18 protein-coding genes and 1 riboswitch are annotated in these 17001 nt (G+C 71.0%); of the genes, 6 read left to right on the forward strand and 12 right to left on the reverse strand.

Annotated elements, in window-relative coordinates:
* The 4 genes from ribB to ribD form a co-directional block, all read right to left on the reverse strand.
* A partial coding sequence (gene ribB / locus G5C51_RS03700; RefSeq protein ID WP_165231499.1) for a 3,4-dihydroxy-2-butanone-4-phosphate synthase occupies positions 1-665 on the reverse strand: 665 nt, incomplete at its 3' end.
* Positions 662-1342 (reverse strand): nicotinamide mononucleotide transporter, encoded by a 681-nt coding sequence (locus G5C51_RS03705; RefSeq protein WP_165231502.1) that lies wholly within the window; start codon positions 1340-1342, stop codon positions 662-664. The genes ribB and G5C51_RS03705, both read right to left, overlap by 4 nt.
* Positions 1339-1938: a riboflavin synthase gene (locus G5C51_RS03710; RefSeq protein ID WP_165231505.1), complete on the reverse strand. Its 600-nt coding sequence runs from the start codon at positions 1936-1938 to the stop codon at positions 1339-1341. The genes G5C51_RS03705 and G5C51_RS03710 overlap by 4 nt, the downstream gene beginning before the upstream one ends.
* Before the next feature lies 1 nt (position 1939).
* Positions 1940-3058, reverse strand: a complete 1119-nt coding sequence (gene ribD / locus G5C51_RS03715) for a bifunctional diaminohydroxyphosphoribosylaminopyrimidine deaminase/5-amino-6-(5-phosphoribosylamino)uracil reductase RibD (protein WP_165231722.1) — start codon at positions 3056-3058, stop codon at positions 1940-1942.
* Positions 3059-3242: 184 nt separating this feature from the next.
* A riboswitch (FMN riboswitch) is annotated at positions 3243-3373 on the reverse strand.
* A 185-nt stretch (positions 3374-3558) separates the two neighbouring features.
* Here ribD and G5C51_RS03720 point away from each other — a divergent pair.
* Positions 3559-4128: a DM13 domain-containing protein gene (locus G5C51_RS03720; protein ID WP_165231508.1), complete on the forward strand. Its 570-nt coding sequence runs from the start codon at positions 3559-3561 to the stop codon at positions 4126-4128.
* 58 nt (positions 4129-4186) lie between these two features.
* Positions 4187-4888 carry a DUF5995 family protein gene (locus G5C51_RS03725; RefSeq protein WP_165231510.1) on the forward strand — a complete coding sequence of 234 codons (702 nt, stop codon included), beginning with the start codon at positions 4187-4189 and terminating at the stop codon, positions 4886-4888.
* A 10-nt stretch (positions 4889-4898) separates the two neighbouring features.
* Here the strand turns inward: G5C51_RS03725 and G5C51_RS03730 are convergent, their stop codons facing one another.
* The 3 genes from G5C51_RS03730 to G5C51_RS03740 form a co-directional block, all read right to left on the reverse strand.
* Positions 4899-6605: a flavin monoamine oxidase family protein gene (locus G5C51_RS03730; protein WP_165231513.1), complete on the reverse strand. Its 1707-nt coding sequence runs from the start codon at positions 6603-6605 to the stop codon at positions 4899-4901.
* A 56-nt stretch (positions 6606-6661) separates the two neighbouring features.
* Positions 6662-7435, reverse strand: coding sequence for a carbon-nitrogen hydrolase family protein (locus tag G5C51_RS03735; RefSeq protein ID WP_338118004.1), 774 nt, complete (start codon positions 7433-7435; stop codon positions 6662-6664).
* Between the two features lie 213 nt (positions 7436-7648).
* Complete coding sequence (locus G5C51_RS03740) at positions 7649-8101, reverse strand: Lrp/AsnC family transcriptional regulator (RefSeq protein ID WP_165231519.1); 453 nt, start codon at positions 8099-8101, stop codon at positions 7649-7651.
* 55 nt (positions 8102-8156) lie between these two features.
* Between G5C51_RS03740 and G5C51_RS03745 the strand changes: the two genes are divergently transcribed.
* The gene (locus G5C51_RS03745) at positions 8157-8645 is read left to right on the forward strand and encodes a glutathione peroxidase (RefSeq protein WP_165231522.1); all 489 of its coding nucleotides are present in this window, start codon (positions 8157-8159) and stop codon (positions 8643-8645) included.
* A gap of 57 nt (positions 8646-8702) precedes the next feature.
* Here G5C51_RS03745 and G5C51_RS03750 read toward each other — a convergent pair whose 3' ends face one another.
* The gene (locus G5C51_RS03750; RefSeq protein WP_165231525.1) at positions 8703-9119 is read right to left on the reverse strand and encodes a VOC family protein; all 417 of its coding nucleotides are present in this window, start codon (positions 9117-9119) and stop codon (positions 8703-8705) included.
* Positions 9120-9207: 88 nt separating this feature from the next.
* Here G5C51_RS03750 and G5C51_RS03755 point away from each other — a divergent pair, with 88 nt between their 5' ends.
* Positions 9208-9801 carry a TetR/AcrR family transcriptional regulator gene (locus G5C51_RS03755; RefSeq protein ID WP_165231528.1) on the forward strand — a complete coding sequence of 198 codons (594 nt, stop codon included), beginning with the start codon at positions 9208-9210 and terminating at the stop codon, positions 9799-9801.
* 55 nt (positions 9802-9856) lie between these two features.
* On the opposite strand, the gene G5C51_RS03760 is transcribed toward G5C51_RS03755, so the two are convergent.
* Both G5C51_RS03760 and G5C51_RS03765 read right to left on the reverse strand, forming a co-directional pair.
* Entirely contained in the window at positions 9857-11296 is a 1440-nt protein-coding gene (locus G5C51_RS03760) for a GuaB1 family IMP dehydrogenase-related protein (RefSeq protein WP_165231531.1), read from the reverse strand.
* Positions 11297-11406: 110 nt separating this feature from the next.
* Positions 11407-12909, reverse strand: coding sequence for an LVIVD repeat-containing protein (locus G5C51_RS03765; RefSeq protein WP_165231534.1), 1503 nt, complete (start codon positions 12907-12909; stop codon positions 11407-11409).
* A gap of 176 nt (positions 12910-13085) precedes the next feature.
* Here G5C51_RS03765 and G5C51_RS03770 point away from each other — a divergent pair, with 176 nt between their 5' ends.
* Positions 13086-13742, forward strand: a complete 657-nt coding sequence (locus tag G5C51_RS03770) for a DUF305 domain-containing protein (RefSeq protein WP_165231537.1) — start codon at positions 13086-13088, stop codon at positions 13740-13742.
* Here the strand turns inward: G5C51_RS03770 and G5C51_RS03775 are convergent.
* Together G5C51_RS03775 and G5C51_RS03780 are read right to left on the reverse strand one after the other, a co-directional pair.
* On the reverse strand, positions 13720-14625 hold the full coding sequence (locus tag G5C51_RS03775) for a Cgl0159 family (beta/alpha)8-fold protein (RefSeq protein WP_165231540.1): 906 nt from the start codon (positions 14623-14625) through the stop codon (positions 13720-13722). The genes G5C51_RS03770 and G5C51_RS03775 overlap by 23 nt on opposite strands.
* Positions 14622-15542: a TIM barrel protein gene (locus tag G5C51_RS03780; RefSeq protein ID WP_165231543.1), complete on the reverse strand. Its 921-nt coding sequence runs from the start codon at positions 15540-15542 to the stop codon at positions 14622-14624. Before G5C51_RS03780 ends, G5C51_RS03775 begins: the two co-directional genes overlap by 4 nt.
* Positions 15543-15657: 115 nt before the next feature.
* Here G5C51_RS03780 and G5C51_RS03785 point away from each other — a divergent pair, with 115 nt between their 5' ends.
* Entirely contained in the window at positions 15658-16986 is a 1329-nt protein-coding gene (locus G5C51_RS03785; protein WP_165231546.1) for a C1 family peptidase, read from the forward strand.
* Positions 16987-17001 lie beyond the last annotated feature (15 nt).

Genomic DNA, 17001 nt, shown 5'->3' on the forward strand with positions numbered 1-17001 from the left:
GGCGGGCCCTCCGTGCGGCGGCGGTATTCGATCAGGTCGGCGATCGAGATGATGGCGAAGCCGTGCTGCCGCGCGAACGGCACCAGCTGCGGCAGCCGCAGCATGCTGCCGTCCTCCCCCGCGATCTCGCAGATCGCGGCGGCGGGCCGGAGCCCGGCGAGGCGGGCCAGGTCCACCGCGGCCTCGGTGTGGCCGTTACGGGTGAGCACGCCGCCGTCGCGGGCGCGCAGCGGGAAGATGTGGCCGGGCCGTACGAAGTCGCCGGTGCCCGCCGCGGGGTCGGCGAGCAGGCGCAGCGTCGTGGCGCGGTCGGCCGCGGAGATGCCGGTGGTGACGCCGTGCTCCGGCGTGCCGTCCACGGTGACGGTGAACGCGGTGCGCATCGACTCGGTGTTCTGCTCCACCATCTGCCCGAGGCCCAGCCGGTCGAGCTCCGCGCCGGTCATCGGCGCGCAGATCATGCCGCTGCACTCGCGCATCATGAAGGCGATGGTCTGCGGGGTGATCAGCTCGGACGCGGCGATCAGGTCGCCCTCGTTCTCCCGGTCCTCGTCGTCCACGACGACGACCGGACGCCCGGCGGCGATCTCCTCGATGGCGCGCTCGACGGGGTCGAGGGTGAGGTCCTCGGACTCCGGAGCGGTCCAGGTCTGCAGTGCGGTCATGCCGCGGCTCCTTCCAGGGTGGGCTGTGCCGGGTCTGCGCTGGTGACGCGAGTGCGCCGCCACCAGGAGGCGAGGCCGCACAGCACCAGGACGAGATAGACGACGTAGACCAGGCCGGAGAAGGCGAGGCCGGACGAGAAGGCGAGCGGCACGCCGACGAGGTCGACCAGCAGCCAGGCGAACCAGAACTCGACGAGCCCGCGGGCCTGCGCGTACATGGCGACGAGGGTGCCGACGAATATGTACGCGTCCGGCCAGGGGTTCCAGGACAGCGACGGGATCGCGCTGAAGAGGCCGCCGACGGCGAGGGTGCCGACCGCGGCCATGGCGGCCAGCAGCCCGCGCTCGCGCCAGGTGGCGAAGCGCACGGCGATCTTCCCGCCGTCGCCGCCGTCCCGCTCGCTCTCCTTGCGCCCGGTCTGCCAGGCCCGCCAGCCCCATACGGCCACGCCGATGACCAGCAGCTGCTTGCCGACGCCGCCGCTGAGCTGCGCGGAGGCGTAGGCGGCGACGAGGATGACGCCGGACGCGAACTGCGTCGGCCAGGTCCACAGCGAGCGCTGCCAGCCGAGGGCGAGGGCTATCAGGCCGAGAGTGTTGCCGACGATGTCGGACCAGATGAGGTGCTGCCCGAAGGCCGTGAAGGCCTCGCCGTTCAGCCAGTCGATGACGCTCACTTGGCCGCTCCCGCGGTGAGCAGCCGCTCCACGTACTTGGCGATGACGTCGACCTCGAGGTTGACCGGGTCGCCGGCCTCCTTGATGCCGAGCGTCGTCAGCGCGAGCGTGGTGGGGATCAGGCTGATGGTGAAGTAGTCGGGCCCGGCGTCGACGACGGTGAGGCTGACGCCGTCGACCGTGATGGAGCCCTTCTCGACGACGTAGCGGGTCAGGTCCGCGGGCAGCGAGATCTTGACGATCTCCCAGTTCTCGGAGGTCTTGCGCTCGACGATCGAGCCGGTGCCGTCCACGTGCCCCTGGACGATGTGCCCGCCCAGGCGCGCGCCCACGGCGGTGGGGCGCTCGAGGTTGACCCGGGAGCCGGCGCGCAGCGCGCCCAGGCTCGACCGGTTGAGGGTCTCGGCCATCACGTCGGCGGTGAACTCGTCGCCCTCGTGGTCCACGACGGTGAGGCAGACGCCGTTGACGGCGATCGAGTCGCCGTGCTTGGCGCCCTCGGTGACGACGGGGCCGCGGAGCCGGAAGCGGGACGCGTCGCCGAGTTCTTCGACGGCGACGACCTCGCCCAGTTCCTCAACGATTCCGGTGAACACGTCAGTTCTCCTTGGTGGCGGCGGTGGCGGGGACGGCGGTGATGCGCAGGTCGGGTCCGATGCGCTCGACGGTGGTCACGTCGAGGCGCAACGCCTCGCTGATCGTGCTGATTCCGGCGTCGCCGAGCGCGGCGGGCCCGGCGCCCAGCAGGACGGGGGCGAGGTAGCCGGTGACCTCGTCGACGGCACCGGCGGCGAGGAAGGCGCCGGCGAGGGTCGGGCCGCCCTCGAGGAGGACGGAGCGGACTCCGCGCTCGTACAGGGCGGCGAGCAGGTCGGGTACGGAGAGGCCGCCGCCGGCTGCCCGCGGCAGCCGGAGCACCTCGGCGCGGCCGGTCAGGTGGGACGCGTCGGCGTCGGTGGCGACGGCGATGAGGGTGGGCGCGGCGTCGTCGAGGACACGCGCGTCCGGCTTTACGGCGGTGGCATTGCTGTCGACGATCACGCGCAGCGGCTGGGTGACGCCGTCCCGTCCCCGTACGGCCAGGTGGGGGTCATCGGCACGGGCCGTGCCCGCCCCGGCCACCACCGCGTCCGCCTCGGCGCGCAGCCGGTGCACGTCGGCGCGGGACTCGGCGGAGGTGATCCAGCGGCTGGTGCCGTCGGCGGCGGCGCTGCGGCCGTCGAGGCCGGCGGCGTACTTCCAGCGCACGAAGGGGCGGCCGGTCTGTACGGCGGTGAGCCAGGCCCGGTTCCCGGCGGCGGCCTCATCCGCGAGCAGCCCGCCCTCGGCCTCGACGCCGGCCGCGGCGAGGGTGGCGGCGCCGCCGCTCGGTGCGCCCGAATGGGGCATCCCCTGCTCGGAGCTTGTCGGAGAGCTTGGGGAAGGGTCGGCGACGGCGTAGACGACGCGGCTGACGCCGGCGTCGATCAGCGCCTGGGCGCAGGGGCCGGTGCGGCCGGTGTGGTTGCAGGGCTCGAGGGTGACGACGGCGGTGCCGCCGCGGGCCCGCTCCCCGGCGTCGGCGAGCGCGTGGATCTCGGCGTGCGGGCCGCCGGCCCGCTGGTGGTAGCCCTCGCCGACCGTACGGCCATCGGCGTCGAGGATGACGCAGCCGACGACGGGGTTGGGGCTGGTGGAGCCGAGAGCGCGGGCGGCCAGCGCAATGGCGCGGCGCATCGCTGCGGTGTCGGCTGCTGCGGGGGCCACCGGGTCCTCCTGCCTGCTACGGGCAGAGACTCCGGGGCTGTCGAATGCGACAGATATACGGAAACGCGGTCACCGGGGACGGAGCCGACGGGCTGCCCCCGCTCCCATGCCGGGAGTGGGGCGCCTGGCGAGGCACCGCACCGGTGGCGATCCCGCGCGCACTGCCTCCCATCCGGACTTTAACCGTCGGTCCAGGAATTTCACCTGGTCAACCGGCCGCTGGCGGCGGACGGGTCGCGGACTGTAACCGCCGGTTCGGACTTTCACCGACCCCGGAGTGCGCTGCGTTGTCACTGGTACGTGTTCCAGTCTGCCACGTCACGGCGCGGACCAATCCCGGATGTGGGCCGGATCACGCCCTCCGGCGGGCGTCACACATCGGTAAGGCCTCAGGGGGATGAGCTCCCGCCGCCCGGCTCGTTGGATGGATGAGGGGCACCGGCCCCATTCACTTCAACACGGGAGACATCATGGGCCGACTTCGCCGTACGCTGACGAAGCCGCTGGTCGTAGGGCTGCTGCTGGCCGGGCTCGTGGCCGGGGGCGCCGGTCTGTACTGGTTCCAGCCGTGGAAGCTCTGGGTCGACGAGACGGTGCAGGACGCGGACCCCGCAGCCGCGGCATCGTCCAAGGCGCCGCCCGCCGAGGCCCCGGAAGAATCCGAATCGGCCCAGCCGCCCGCCCCGAAGGATCTCGCCACCGGCGACTTCATCACCCATGAGCACGCCACCTCGGGCTCGGTCCGGGTGATCGAGCGGCCGGACGGCTCCCGGGTGCTGCGGCTGGAGAATCTGGATACGAGCAACGGTCCCGACCTGCGGGTATGGGTCACCGACGCGCCGGTGAAGGAGGGCCGGGCGGGCTGGAAGGTCTTCGACGACGGGAAGTACCGCGAGCTCGGCAAGCTCAAGGGCAACAAGGGCAGCCAGAACTACGAGCTCCCCGCGGACGTCGACCTGGACACGTACGGCAGCGTGAGCATCTGGTGCAAGCGCTTCGCCGTCTCCTTCGGGGCCGCGGAGCTCGCCGTTCGCTCCTGAGGGTGATGCCGCATTTTCCAACGGCGGTGGGCGGCCCCGGACTGCCAAGGTGGCCCGTATGACGTCAGGGGAACGCCTCGCCGACGCGCCGCCCGCCGTCGGCGCCATCGTGGAGCGGATGCGCGCCCTCCGCGCCGCGCTGCCCGCCAGGGACGGCGTCGCGGTCTTCAACGAGCTCTACCTCTCCGTGACGGAGGAGGTGGACCAACGCCTCGCCCGCGGCGGCTATTTCGCCGACTCCGCGGCCACCGCGCACCTGTGCGCCCGCTTCGCCGAGCGGTTCCTCGACGCCGTGGCGGCCGCGTCCGCAGGCCGCCGCACCCGCGCCTGCTGGCGGCCGCTGATCCTGGCCAGGCAGCACCGCGGCGTCGCGCCGATGCAGTTCGCGCTGGCCGGGATCAACGCCCATGTGGGGCATGACCTGCCGCTCGCCGTCGTCGACACCTGCGAGGAGCTGGAGCTGCACCCGCGGGAGATCGCCGCCGACTATCAGCGCGTCGGCGACCTCCTGGAGGCCCTCGAGGAGCGCATCCGCGACGACCTGATGCCGGGCCCCGACGCCCTGGACGTCGCCGACCCGCTCACCCACCTCGCCGGCTCCTGGAGCCTGGACCGCGCCCGCGAAGGCGCCTGGTCGGCGGCGAAGGTGCTGTGGCGGCTGCGCGAACTCCCCGAGGTGGGCGAGGAGTTCGAGCAGCGCCTGGATCAGTCGATCGGCCTGGTGTCGCGCTGCCTGCTGGTGCCGCTCAACGGGCGCTAGTCAGCAGGCCCTAGTCCTCCGGCAGCTCCACCGGCGCGATCTCGTCGAAGACGTCCCCGGGCCCGGGGTTCGCCTGGTCCGTAGCCCCGCCGAAGTGGTGCATGACGCCCCAGACCGCGTTCAGCGCGGTCTGGATCGCGCCTTCCGCCCACCCCGCCGTCCACGAGATGTCGTCGCCCGCGAGGAAGAGCCCGCGCTTGTCCTCCGGCAGCCGGTCCTGCATGAAGTGGGTGAACAGCCGCCGCTGGTAGCGGTAGTGGCCGGGCAGGTTCGCCTTGAAGGCGCCCATGAAGTACGGCTCGTTCTCCCACGACACCGTCACCGGATTGCCGATGATGTGCTTACGGATGTCGACCTTCGGATAGATCTCGCCGAGCGACTTCAGCATGACCTCCATCCGCTCGGCCGCGGACAGCGGCAGCCACTTCAGGCTGTCGTCGCACCACGTGTAGGAGAGGCAGATGACGGCGGGCTTGTCCGGGCCGTCGTCGAGGAGATACGTGCCCCGCGTCATCCGGTCCGTCAGCGTCATCGACATGACGTCGCGCCCCGTCACCTCGTCCTTGTCCAGCCAGAACGGCCGGTCGACGGGCACGAAGAGCTTCGACGACTCCATGTAGTGGGTGCGCTCGACCGCCGTCCAGTGGTCGATCGGCAGCAGCTCGTCGTCGCAGTCGATCTTCGACAGCAGCATCCAGGACTGCGCGGTGAAGATCGCGGCGCGGTATGTGCGGATGTCCCCGCCGGCGTCGGTGATGGTGATCCGGTTGCCCGCGGTCCGGTTCATGCGGGTCACGGCGGGGCGCGGCATGTCCCCGGAGTGCAGCGACGCCAGCGACGTGCCCTGCGCCCAGTGCACGATCTTCTCCGGCTCCCGGGTCCACAGCCGCAGCGGCAGCTGCTGACTGCCGCCGACGATGCCGCGGTGGTGGTCGTCGGCCTCGGTGTAGACGACGCGGAGGATCTCCAGGATGGAGTTCGGGAAGTCGGTGTCCCAGCCGCCCGTACCGAAGCCGACCTGGCCGAATATCTCGCGGTGGCGGAAGGACTTGAAGGCCTCGGAGTCGCAGAGGTAGCCGTAGAAGGTCTGGTTGTCGAGCTTCTCGACCAGCCGGGCCCAGATCTCGCGGATGCGCGGGACGTCGCGCTCGCGGATGGCCTGGTTCATGTCGGAGAAGTCGGCGCCCTCCTCCAGGCAGGCGTTCCAGGCCGTGGCGACGTCGCGGTAGACGTGCGGCAGGTCCTCGATGGTCTCGGCGTAGTGCGACTCGCCCTTGAGGTCGACGACGGTCGACGGGGTGTCGGGGGCGAGCGGGTTCGGGAACGGCCTGGTCTTCAGGCCCACCAGGTCGATGTAGTGCTGCAGCGCCGTCGAGGACGGCGGGAAGCGCATCGCGCCCATTTCGGCGGTGAGTTGCGGGTCGCAGCCGGGGAAGGTCTCGGTGCGCAGCCGCCCGCCGATCTTGTCGGCCTCGTAGACGACCGGCTTCAGGCCCATCTTCATCAGCTCGTACGCGGCCACGATCCCGGAGAGACCGCCGCCGATGACGGCCACCTCGGCGCCGTGCTCGGTCGCGGGTATCTGGCCCAGGCCCGCCGGGTGCGCGAGCTGGTCGTCGTACGCGAAGGGGAAGTCGGGGCCGAACATGGTGATCGGCTTGGCGGCGGCCTCGTCTTCGCTGGTGGCGTGGACGGCGGTGGGCACCGTGGACGTCATCGGCGCGGGTCTCCTTGCAGGGGAAGGCGGTACGCAGGGGGATGGAGCGGGGTGGTTCAGCGGTAGAGCTCGGGGCGGCGGTCCGCCAGATAGGTGTTCTCCGCCCGGGAGGCGGCGAGCAGCTCCGGCTCGACATCGGCGATGATCAGGTCCTCGCCGAGCCCGGCGCGGGCGCGGACGGTCCCGTCGGGGGCGGCCAGGCAGCTCAGCCCGGCGAAGTCGTAGTCGCCCTCGCGGCCGCAGCGGTTCGCGTACGCGACGTAGAGCTGGCTCTCCCAGGCCCGGGTCGGGACCACGCTGTTGGCGACGATCTCGTACGGCCGCATCAGCGCGGTGGGCACCAGCAGCAGCTCGGTGCCGGCCAGCGCGTGCGCCCGTACGGCCTCAGGGAACTCGACGTCGTAGCAGATCAGCAGCCCGACGCAGAGGCCGTCGACGTCGGCCTGGACGACCGGGTCCGCGCCCGCGGCGAAGGTCTTCTGCTCGAAGTCGCCGAAGAGGTGGGTCTTGCGGTAGTTCGCCAGCGCGGCGCCGTGCGGGCCGATGAGCTGGACGGCGTTGTACGTGGTGCCGCCCGGGCCCGCCTCGGGGTAGCCGTACGCGATGGCCAGGCCGTGCTCGGCGGCTATGCGGGCGACGGCGTGCGCGCCGGGGCCGTTCGCGGGCTCGGCGGCGTGGTCGGTGGCGTAGCCGGTGAGGTACAGCTCGGAGGTGACCAGCAGCCGGGCCCCGCCGGCGGCGGCGCGGCGGGCGGCGGTGTCGAGGGAGCGGAGGGCGGCACGGGTGGAGGCGGGGACGCCGGGAGGGCCTTGGAACAGCGCGATGCGCACCACCGCTCACCTCCCCTTTTCGCCTGTCCGGTCAACAGATTCGAAGGTACGCAATCGGCCTGGCGGCCAGCAAGGAGCATTCTTTGCGGGCAGACCAGCGATTCGTTGCGCGCGAATGGCCGGAGACGGAGATCTGTTGCGCACGCCATAGCCCGGCCGGCGCTTGAGGCCGAGCGCCGCGTGCGCGATTTCCGCGCGCAGCGCGGCCCAGAGCTACTGCGCGGGTGCCGCGTACCGCCGCAAGAGCGGTGACAGCACCAGCACGGACTTCGTCCGGTCCACGAACTCCAGCCCGGCGATCTTCTCCAGCACCCGCTCGAAGTGCCGCACGTCAGCGGCGAAGACCTGCACCACGGCGTCGGCCTCCCCCGTCACCGTCGAGGCGGACGCCACCTCCGGGAAGCGGGCCAGCGCGTCGTGGATGTCCTCGGGCGAGGTCTTGCCGCGGCAGTAGACCTCGACCAGCGCTTCCGTGGACCACCCCAGCGCCGTCGGGTCGACCTGCACGGTGAAGCCGATGATCGCGCCGGAGTCACGCAGCCGGTCCACCCGCCGCTTCACCGCGGGGGCGGAGAGGCCGACCTCGGCGCCGATGTCGGCGTACGAGCGGCGGGCGTCCTCGGCGAGGACCCGCACGATCCGCTCGTCGAGATCGTCTAGTCGCATACGGGCAGTAGAACACGCCCGCGAACCGGCCGCGGCGCGGGTCTACGGTGGGTCCATGAGCATCTATGACATCAGCCTCAGCACCCTCACGGGCGACCCCTCGTCACTGGCGCCGTACCAGGGCAAGGCCGTCCTGGCGGTCAACGTCGCCTCGAAGTGCGGCCTCACCCCGCAGTACGCGGGCCTGGAGCGGCTCCAGGAGCGCTATGCGGAGCGCGGCTTCACGGTGGCCGGCTTCCCGTGCAACCAGTTCGGCGGCCAGGAGCCCGGCACGTCCGACGAGATCGCCACCTTCTGCTCGGCGACGTACGGCGTCACCTTCCCGATGTTCGAAAAGCTGGAGGTCAACGGGCCTGACCGGCACCCGCTCTACCAGGAGCTGACGCAGACCGCGGACGCCGACGGCGAGGCCGGCGACATCCAGTGGAACTTCGAGAAGTTCCTCATCGCCCCGTCCGGCGAGGTGGTGGCCCGCATCCGCCCGCGCACCGAGCCCGAGGACCCGGCGCTGATCGCGGCGATCGAGGCCGTGCTGCCGAGCTGACGCACGACGAAGGGGGCGCGGCCGGCGCGATGCCGGCCGCGCCCCCTTCGCATGCGCTCACCCGTCGGCGTACTTCGCCGCGAACTCCGCCGAGGGCTCGATCGGCGTGATCACGTCGATGAGCACCCCGCTCGGATCGGCCACGATGAAGTGCCGCTGCCCGAAGTCCTCGCTGCGCAGCTCCAGTTCGGGCTTGCGCCCGCCCGCCACCACGATCCGCTGCCACTCCGCGTCGACGTCCGCCACCTCGACGTTCAGCAGCAGCCCTGACACCGGGCGCCGGTAGGCCTCCGGGATCGTGAGGTGGCGGTGGTCGACCAGGGCAAGCTCGTACGCCGGGTCGCCGGGGCGGCGCAGGCTCACGTACCAGTCGTCCTCGAAGGTCACCTCGAAGCCGAGTAGCCCGGTGTAGAAGTCCCGCGACTCCTGGACGCGCTCGGTGCAGATGACGGGATACATGCTGGTCAGCTTCATGTCCGTCCCCTTTCACATACCGTCGGCATGTGAAGTACGCTATTCGCATACCGTCGGTTGGTCAACTGGGAACGGGAGCGGGAGCGCGATGGCAGGCGAGGGGATCCGGGCCCGGCAGAAGGAGCACACCCGGCAGACGCTGGTCCGGGAGGCGCGGCGGATGTTCGCGGCGAGCGGCTACGGGTCGGTGGGGCTGATGGAGATCGTCCGGGCCGCCGGGGTCACCAAGGGGGCGCTGTACCACCACTTCGACAGCAAGGAGGCGCTGTTCCGCGCCGTGCTGGCGGAGGTGCAGCAGGAGGTGGGCGCCGCGGTGGCGCGGGCGGCGGAGGCGGAGACGGAGCCGTGGGACCAGCTGACGGCGGGCTGCGCGGCCTTCCTCGCGGCGGGCACCGACCCCGAGGTCCAGCGGATCATGATGATCGACGGCCCGGCGGTGCTGGGCTGGAGCGAATGGCGGGCGCTGGACGAGGAGTCGTCGGCCCGGCATCTGGCCGAGGCGCTGCACGCCCTGGTGGCCGACGGCACCCTCCCCGACCAGCCGGTGGCCCCGCTCACCCGCCTGTTGTCGGGCGCGATGAACGAGGCGGCGCTGTGGCTGGCGACGTCCGACGATCCGGCGGACCTCCCGGCGACCCAGCGGGCGCTGCGGCGGCTGCTGTCGGCGCTGCGGGTCCCGTAAGCACGAACGACCCCGGCACCCGCCGAGGCGGGAGCCGGGGCCGTCGTGCTGCGGCTTACTGCCAGCTGGCGTGCAGCGGCTTGCCCTCGGCGTAGCCCGCGGCGGACTGGACGCCGACGACGGACTTCTCGACGAACTCGTCGATGCTGCCCGCGCCCGCATACGTGAAGGACGAGCGGACGCCCGCGATGATCGAGTCGATCAGGTCCTCGACACCCGGACGGGCCGGGTCGAGGAACATCCGCGAGGTGGAGATGCCCTCCTCGAAGAGCGCCTTGCGGGCGCGGTCGTAGGCGGACTCCTCCGAGGTACGGTTGCGCACCGCGCGGGCCGAGGCCATGCCGAACGACTCCTTGTAGAGGCGCCCGTCGGCGGCCTGCTGCAGGTCGCCAGGGGACTCGTAGGTCCCGGCGAACCACGAGCCGATCATGACGTTCGACGCGCCGGCGGCCAGCGCCATCGCGACATCGCGCGGGTGCCGTACGCCACCGTCGGCCCACACGTGCTTGCCGTGCTTACGGGCCTCCTCGGCGCACTCCAGCACCGCGGAGAACTGCGGGCGGCCGACGCCGGTCATCATGCGCGTGGTGCACATGGCGCCGGGGCCGACGCCCACCTTGACGATGTCGGCGCCGGCCTCGATGAGGTCGCGGACGCCGGCGGCGGCGACGACGTTGCCGGCCACGATCGGCACCTGCGGGTCCAGGGCGCGCACGGCCTTCAGCGCGGCGATCATCGACTCCTGGTGGCCGTGGGCGGTATCCACGACGAGGGTGTCGACGCCGGCGTCCAGCAGCACCTTCGCGCGGCCCGCCACGTCGCCGTTGATGCCGACGGCGGCGGCGATCCGCAGCTTGCCGCCCGCGTCGATGGCGGGCGTGTAGAGCGTGGCGCGCAGGGCGCCCTTGCGGGAGAGGATGCCGACCAGGCGGCCGTCCTTGTCCACGGCGGGCGCGAGCTTGCGGTGGGCGGCGTCGAGGCGGTTGAAGGCCTCGCGCGGGTCCACGTCGGCGTCGAGCAGCAGCAGCTCGCGGGACATGACCTCGGAGAGCTGCGTGAAGCGGTCGACGCCGCTCAGGTCGCTCTCGGTCACGATCCCGACGGGCTTGCCGTCCTGGACGACCACACCGGCGCCGTGGGCGCGCTTGGGCAGCAGCTGCAGCGCGTCGGCCACGGTGCTGTGCGGGTCGAGGACGATCGGGGTGTCGAGCACGTGGTGGCGCTGCTTGACCCACGACACGACCTCGGTGACCACATCGAGGGGGATGTCCTGCGGGATGACGACGAGGCCGCCGCGGCGGGCCACGGTTTCGGCCATACGGCGTCCGGCGATGGCCGTCATATTCGCGACGACCAGCGGAATGGTGGTGCCGGTCCCGTCCGGGGTGGACAGATCCACGCCCTGGCGGGAGCCGACCGCGGAGCGGCTCGGCACCATGAATACATCGTCGTACGTAAGGTCGTACGGCGGCTTCGAGTCATTGAGGAAACGCACGTACTTCAGTGTCCCATGCCGGACGCCATGCGGCTTGACGGACAAAGCTCCAGGTCACGACCTGCCCCGCTGGTGCGATCGCACGAGCGGGGCAGGCCGGGCCGCTCAGCTCAGTCGAAGTAATCCGGCTGCGTCTGAACGTTGAGCTCGTTCAGCCGGACGCGCTTCGCAGGATCGGTGCGCCTGTCGTTGATCTTCAGCACATCGAAGCCCTTGGCCATGTCGTTGGAGTAGATGTAGCCGTTGTAGTAGTACGCCGACCAGGAGCCGCCGCCCACCATGGTGTCCGCGGAGATCGGGCCGCGCTCGAAGTAGGCGATCTCCTTCGGCTTGGTGGAGTCGGTGAAGTCCCAGACCGAGACGCCGCCCTGATACCAGGCCTGGACCATGAGGTCCTTGCCCTTGACCGGGATCAGCGAGCCGTTGTGGGCGACGCAGTTCTCGGTGTCCGCCTGGTGGCGGTCGATCTTGAAGTAGGAGCGGAAGACCAGCTTGCGGTCGTCGCCCTTGCCGGTGATGTCGTAGATGCCGTCGGCGCCGCGGTTCGGGCCGATGGCCTCGTTGCAGGTGGCCGCGCCGCCGCCGCCCAGCTCATCGGTGAAGACGACCTTGTTGGCCTTCTGGTTGAAGGTCGCCGAGTGCCAGAACGCGAAGTTGACGTTGTCCTGGACCTGGTCGATGACCTTCGGGTTTTCCGGGTCCTCGATGTCCATCAGGATGCCGTCGCCCATGCAGGCGCCCGCCGCGAGGTCCTTGGAGGGCAGCACGGTGATGTCGTGGCAGCCGGTGGTCTTGGAGACGCCCGGGTTGGTGGGAGCGCCGGGGTTGCCGCCGCCGTCGGGTCCCTCGCCCGGGAAGAGCACCGGGAAGTTCACGACCGCGGCCTTCTCTGGCGCCTTGCGCGGGACCTTGATGACCGAGATGCCGTCGTGCGGCGGCTGGCAGTCGGGGAAGGTCGCGTTCGGTGAGTAGGAGGAGACGTAGATGTAGACGTTCTTGCGCTCGGGCACCAGCGAGTGGGTGTGCGAGCCGCAGGCGGACTCGACGGCGGCGACGTACTTCGGGTTCGCCTTGTCGCTGATGTCGAAGACCTTCATGCCCTCCCACGAGGCCTTCTCGGTCGCCGGCTGTGTGGTGCTGGCGCACGAGTCGTCGCTGCGGGACGAGTCGGTGGACAGGAAGAGCAGGTTCCCGGAGACCGAGATGTCATTCTGCGAGCCCGGGCACAGGACCTGGGCGACGGTCTTGGGTGCCTTCGGGTTGCTGATGTCGAAGACCCGGAAGCCGTCGTAGTTGCCCGCGAAGGCGTACTTGCCCTGGAAGGCGAGGTCCGAATTGGTCCCGCCGAGGGCGTCCTTGGGGATGTTGGTGAGATGTTCGATGTTGTCCGAGTGCACGATCTCGTTCGGCGGGGGTATCTCGCCGTCCGCGATCTGCTTCTTGACCTCTGCGGTCGTGCTGCTCGAGACGTCCTTGTCCGGCTTCGGGTTGTCACCGGGGTCGGGTGTCGCCGCGGCCGGGCCGGCTGTCAGGAGGGTGGCCACGAGTCCTGCAGCGGCCACCATCACTCCGAGGCGTCTGCGCCGCACCCGGGGTTCGTTGCTCAAAGACACTGCGTCCTCCCTAATCGCCGTTCGCACTCGAACGGTTCATGGACACCCGCAGTATCGTGCTTGCCATGCACATCCCAACAGATGGCAACGCACTTGTAATGCAAGTTTTTGATCACCGGCGCTCGGAAGCGTGCTAGGAACGGTCGCTAGCAACCCACGTACGACAGGAGGCCGTTGTGCCGACCCGCCTCAGATCGCCGCGCTCCCGCACCCTCGGCTTCACGGCCGCCCTTTCCGTCGCCGCCCTGGTCCTGGCGGGCTGCAGCTCGGACGGGGACGACAAGGCCGCTCCCAAGGACGGGCCTTCGGTGATCGCCCCCGGCAAGCCCGGCGAGGCGGCCGAGACCCTCTCCGCCAAGGACGCGGCGAAGAAGGGGGACGACGACACGCCCAACTCGGCTGACTTCGCCTACGTCCGGATGATGATCGAGCACCACACCCAGGCGCTTACGATGACCAAAGCCGCCCCGAAGCGGGCCGAATCGACGCAGCTGAAGCGGCTCGCGAAGCGGATCGCGGCAGCGCAGGAGCCGGAGATCGGTACGATGCGGGGGTGGCTGAAGCAGAACGACGGCGACAAGGCGGCCGGCGGCCATGACGAGCACGGCCCGATGCCGGGCATGGCGACCGAGGCCCAGCTCAAGTCCCTGCGCGCGGCCAAGGGCAAGGCCTTCGACAAGCTCTTCCTCAAGCTGATGATCACGCATCACGACGGCGCCGTGACGATGGCCACCGATGTGCTCGCACAGGGCAACAACGTACTGGTCGAGGAGATGGCGAATGATGTCATCGCCCAGCAGACCGCCGAGATCAACCGGATGCGCGGGATGTGATGTCCCCGCCGCCGCGATGGACCAGTCCCGCCGCGATATCGACCGCCGCGGCCACGTCGCCGTCCGGCGGATAGAGGAGCGCGCGCCCGACCACGAGGCCGTGGACCGCCGGGAGGCGCAGGGCGTCCGCCCACGCGGCGTACGTGTCGTGCGGGTCGCCCCGCGGATCGCCGCCGAGCAGCAGGGTGGGGAGCGTGGTGGCGTCCAGGACCCGTTCCAGATCGTCCACGACCGGGAGCTTGAGCCAGGTATACGCGCTGGTGGCGCCGAGGGCGGCGGCGATCTGGATGGACTTGGTAACGCTGTCGGGGTCGAGGAGATTGCGTACGCCGTCCGCGTCGTGCACCGACATGAAGGGCTCCAGCAGCGCCATCAGGCCGTACTCGGCGAGGCTGGTGACCGCGGCCGCGGCGGCTTCCAGGGTGGCCGCCGTCCCCGGATCGTCGAGGCAGATCCGGGTCAGCGCCTTGCCGCCCTCCAGGCCCTGCGCGGCGATGGCCTGCGGGGTGTACGCGGTGAAGCGGTCGTCGAGCTCGAAGACCGCGCCCTGCAGGCCGCCGCGGTTCATCGAGCCGATCGCCACCCGGTCGTCGAGCGCGCCCATCAGCAGCAGGTCGTCGAGCAGATCGGCGGTGCCGAGCACCCCGTCGACGCCGGGCCGGGACAGCGCGGTGGCCAGCCGGTCGAGCAGCTCGGTGCGGCTGGCCATGGCGCCGGCGTCGCCGCGTACGCCGAGCGCGCCGCGGCCCGGGTGGTCGGCGGCGATGATGAGCAGCCGGTCGTCGTCGCCGGTCAGCGGGCGGCGGGAGCGCTTCTGCCAGCCGCGGCCGATGAGTCCTGGCTCGCGGGCGCGCAGCGCGGTGAGCTCCGCGGCGTCCTTCATGCGGGCGTGGAGCGGGCGAGGGAGTGCAGGAACTCCAGCGAGGCCCGGATGTCGTCGAGCGGGTCGGGCGCGCCGTTCTGGCCGGGCGGCGCGGTCAGGACGGCGTCCTGCTCCAGCACGTACCAGCCGCTGTAGCCGTGCGCCTCGAGGCCGCCGACGATCGCGGCGATGTCGATGTCGCCCGCGCCCAGCGGCGCGTACATGCCGTCGGCGACGGCGCGGGTATAGGTCAGCGCGCCGCTGCGGACCCGGTCGACGAAGTCCTGCCGCACGTCCTTGAGATGGACGTGCGCGATCCGGCCGGGCGCGGCGGCGGCCAGCGCCACCGGGTCCGCGCCGCCCACCAGCAGGTGCCCGGTGTCCAGGCACAGCCCGATGCCGCTGCCGTCGAGGACCCGCCGGGTCTCCTCGGCGGTCTCGACCATGGTGCCGACGTGCGGGTGGAGGGTCGCCGTGAGGCCGGCCTCGGCGGCCGCCTTCGCGATCCGGTCGAGGTTGGCGAGCAGCACGTCCCAGCCGGCCGCGTCCAGCTCCGGGCGGTCGTCGTAGCCGTCGGCGCCGGTGGCGGCGGCGACGATGACGGTCGCCGCGCCGGCTGCCACCAGGCCGGTCATCGCGCTCTCCACCTCCGGCAGCGGGTCATGCCCTGGGTCGTGCAGGACGGCCGGCACGAACTGGCCGACGGCGCGCAGCCCGTACTCCCCCAGGGTCGCCGCCTTGTCCTCGGGCGCGTCGGGCAGAAAGCCCTCGGGGCCGAACTCGGTGGCCGCGAGCCCGATGTCCCGCATCTGGCGCAGCACCACGTCCGGCGCCAGCTGATGGCCCCAGCCGGGGACTTCGCAGACGCCCCAGGAGATCGGCGCGCCGGCGATGCGCCGGGCGATGGGTGCGGGGGCGCCGGGTGTCGTGATCTGCATACCAAGAGCTTCATCCGGCGGTTCCGCGGTGTCAATTGTTTGTCAGGACATTCTGTCTACGTCTCGGCCGGAGTACTCCGTTGACCGCCCAGAACGCCCGTGCGACGGTGAGGCCATGGACCGCAGCCTGACAAAAGAACAACTCGAGACCTTCGAGCGGGAATTCACCGCACGCCCGGCGAACCGCCTCATGCAGAACGCCGTCACCCAGACATCGGTGGACGACATCGCCCTGGACCGGCGGATCGTCACCTCGGTCGACCACTCCGTCTCCCACCACCTGGACGACTGGAAGGCCACCAACCAGAAGAAGAGCGGCCGCTGCTGGCTCTTCGCGGGGCTCAACCTGCTGCGCGTCGGCGCCGCGGAGAAGCTCGGCGTCAAGGACTTCGAGTTCTCCCAGAACTATCTGCACTGGTGGGACAAGTTCGAGCGCGCCAACCACTTCCTCGAGGGGATCATCGAGACCTCGGGGCGCGACGCCGACGACCGTACGGTGGCGCACCTGCTCTCGGACCCGATCAGCGACGGCGGGCAGTGGAACATGTTCGTGGCGCTGGTCGCCAAGCACGGCCTCGTACCGAAGTCGGCGATGCCCGAGACGAACAGCTCCTCGGCGACCGGGCCGATGAACCGGGCCCTGATGAGCCTGCTCCGCCAGGGCGCGCGCGACCTGCGCCGGCTGGCCGACGACGGCGCCGACGCGCAGCGCAAGCACAAGCGGGAGGTGCTGGCCGCGATCCACCGGGTGCTGAGCATCCACCTCGGCACGCCGCCGGAGCGGTTCCTGTGGCAGTGGCGGGACAAGGACCAGGACTTCCACCGCGACGGCTGGATGACGCCGGCCGAATTCGCCGAGGCGTACGTGCAGATACCGCTGCAGGACTACGTCTGCCTGGTCCACGACCCGCGGCCGTCCAGCCCGGTCGGGCGCACCTTCACCGTCGAATACCTCGGCAACGTCATCGAGGCGCCGCCGGTCGTCTACCTCAACGCCGGGATGGACGTGCTGAAGCAGCTCAGCATGGACGCCATCGTCGGCGGCGAGCCGGTCTGGTTCGGCTGCGACGTGGCCCAGATGATGCGCGGCGACCTCGGCATCTGGGACGCCGAGCTCTTCGACTACGAGTCGGTCTACGACGCGTCGTTCGAGATGGACAAGGCCGACCGGCTCATTCACCACGAGACCCTGATGACGCACGCCATGCTCTTCACCGGCGTCGACGTCGTCGACGGCGCCCCGCGCCGCTGGCGGGTCGAGAACAGCTGGGGCGACGAGAAGGCCGACAAGGGCTTCTGGACCATGAACGACTCGTGGTTCGGCGAGCACGTCTTCGAGGTCGCCGTCCGCCGCTCCGCGCTGCCGCCCGAGCTGGCCGCCGCCCTCGATCAGCCGCCGATCGTGCTGCCCGCCTGGGATCCGATGGGGGCGCTCGCCGGCTGACCGAGGACGGCTCGG

Source organism: Streptomyces coryli (assembly GCF_011044975.1).
GTDB lineage: Bacteria > Actinomycetota > Actinomycetes > Streptomycetales > Streptomycetaceae > Streptomyces > Streptomyces coryli.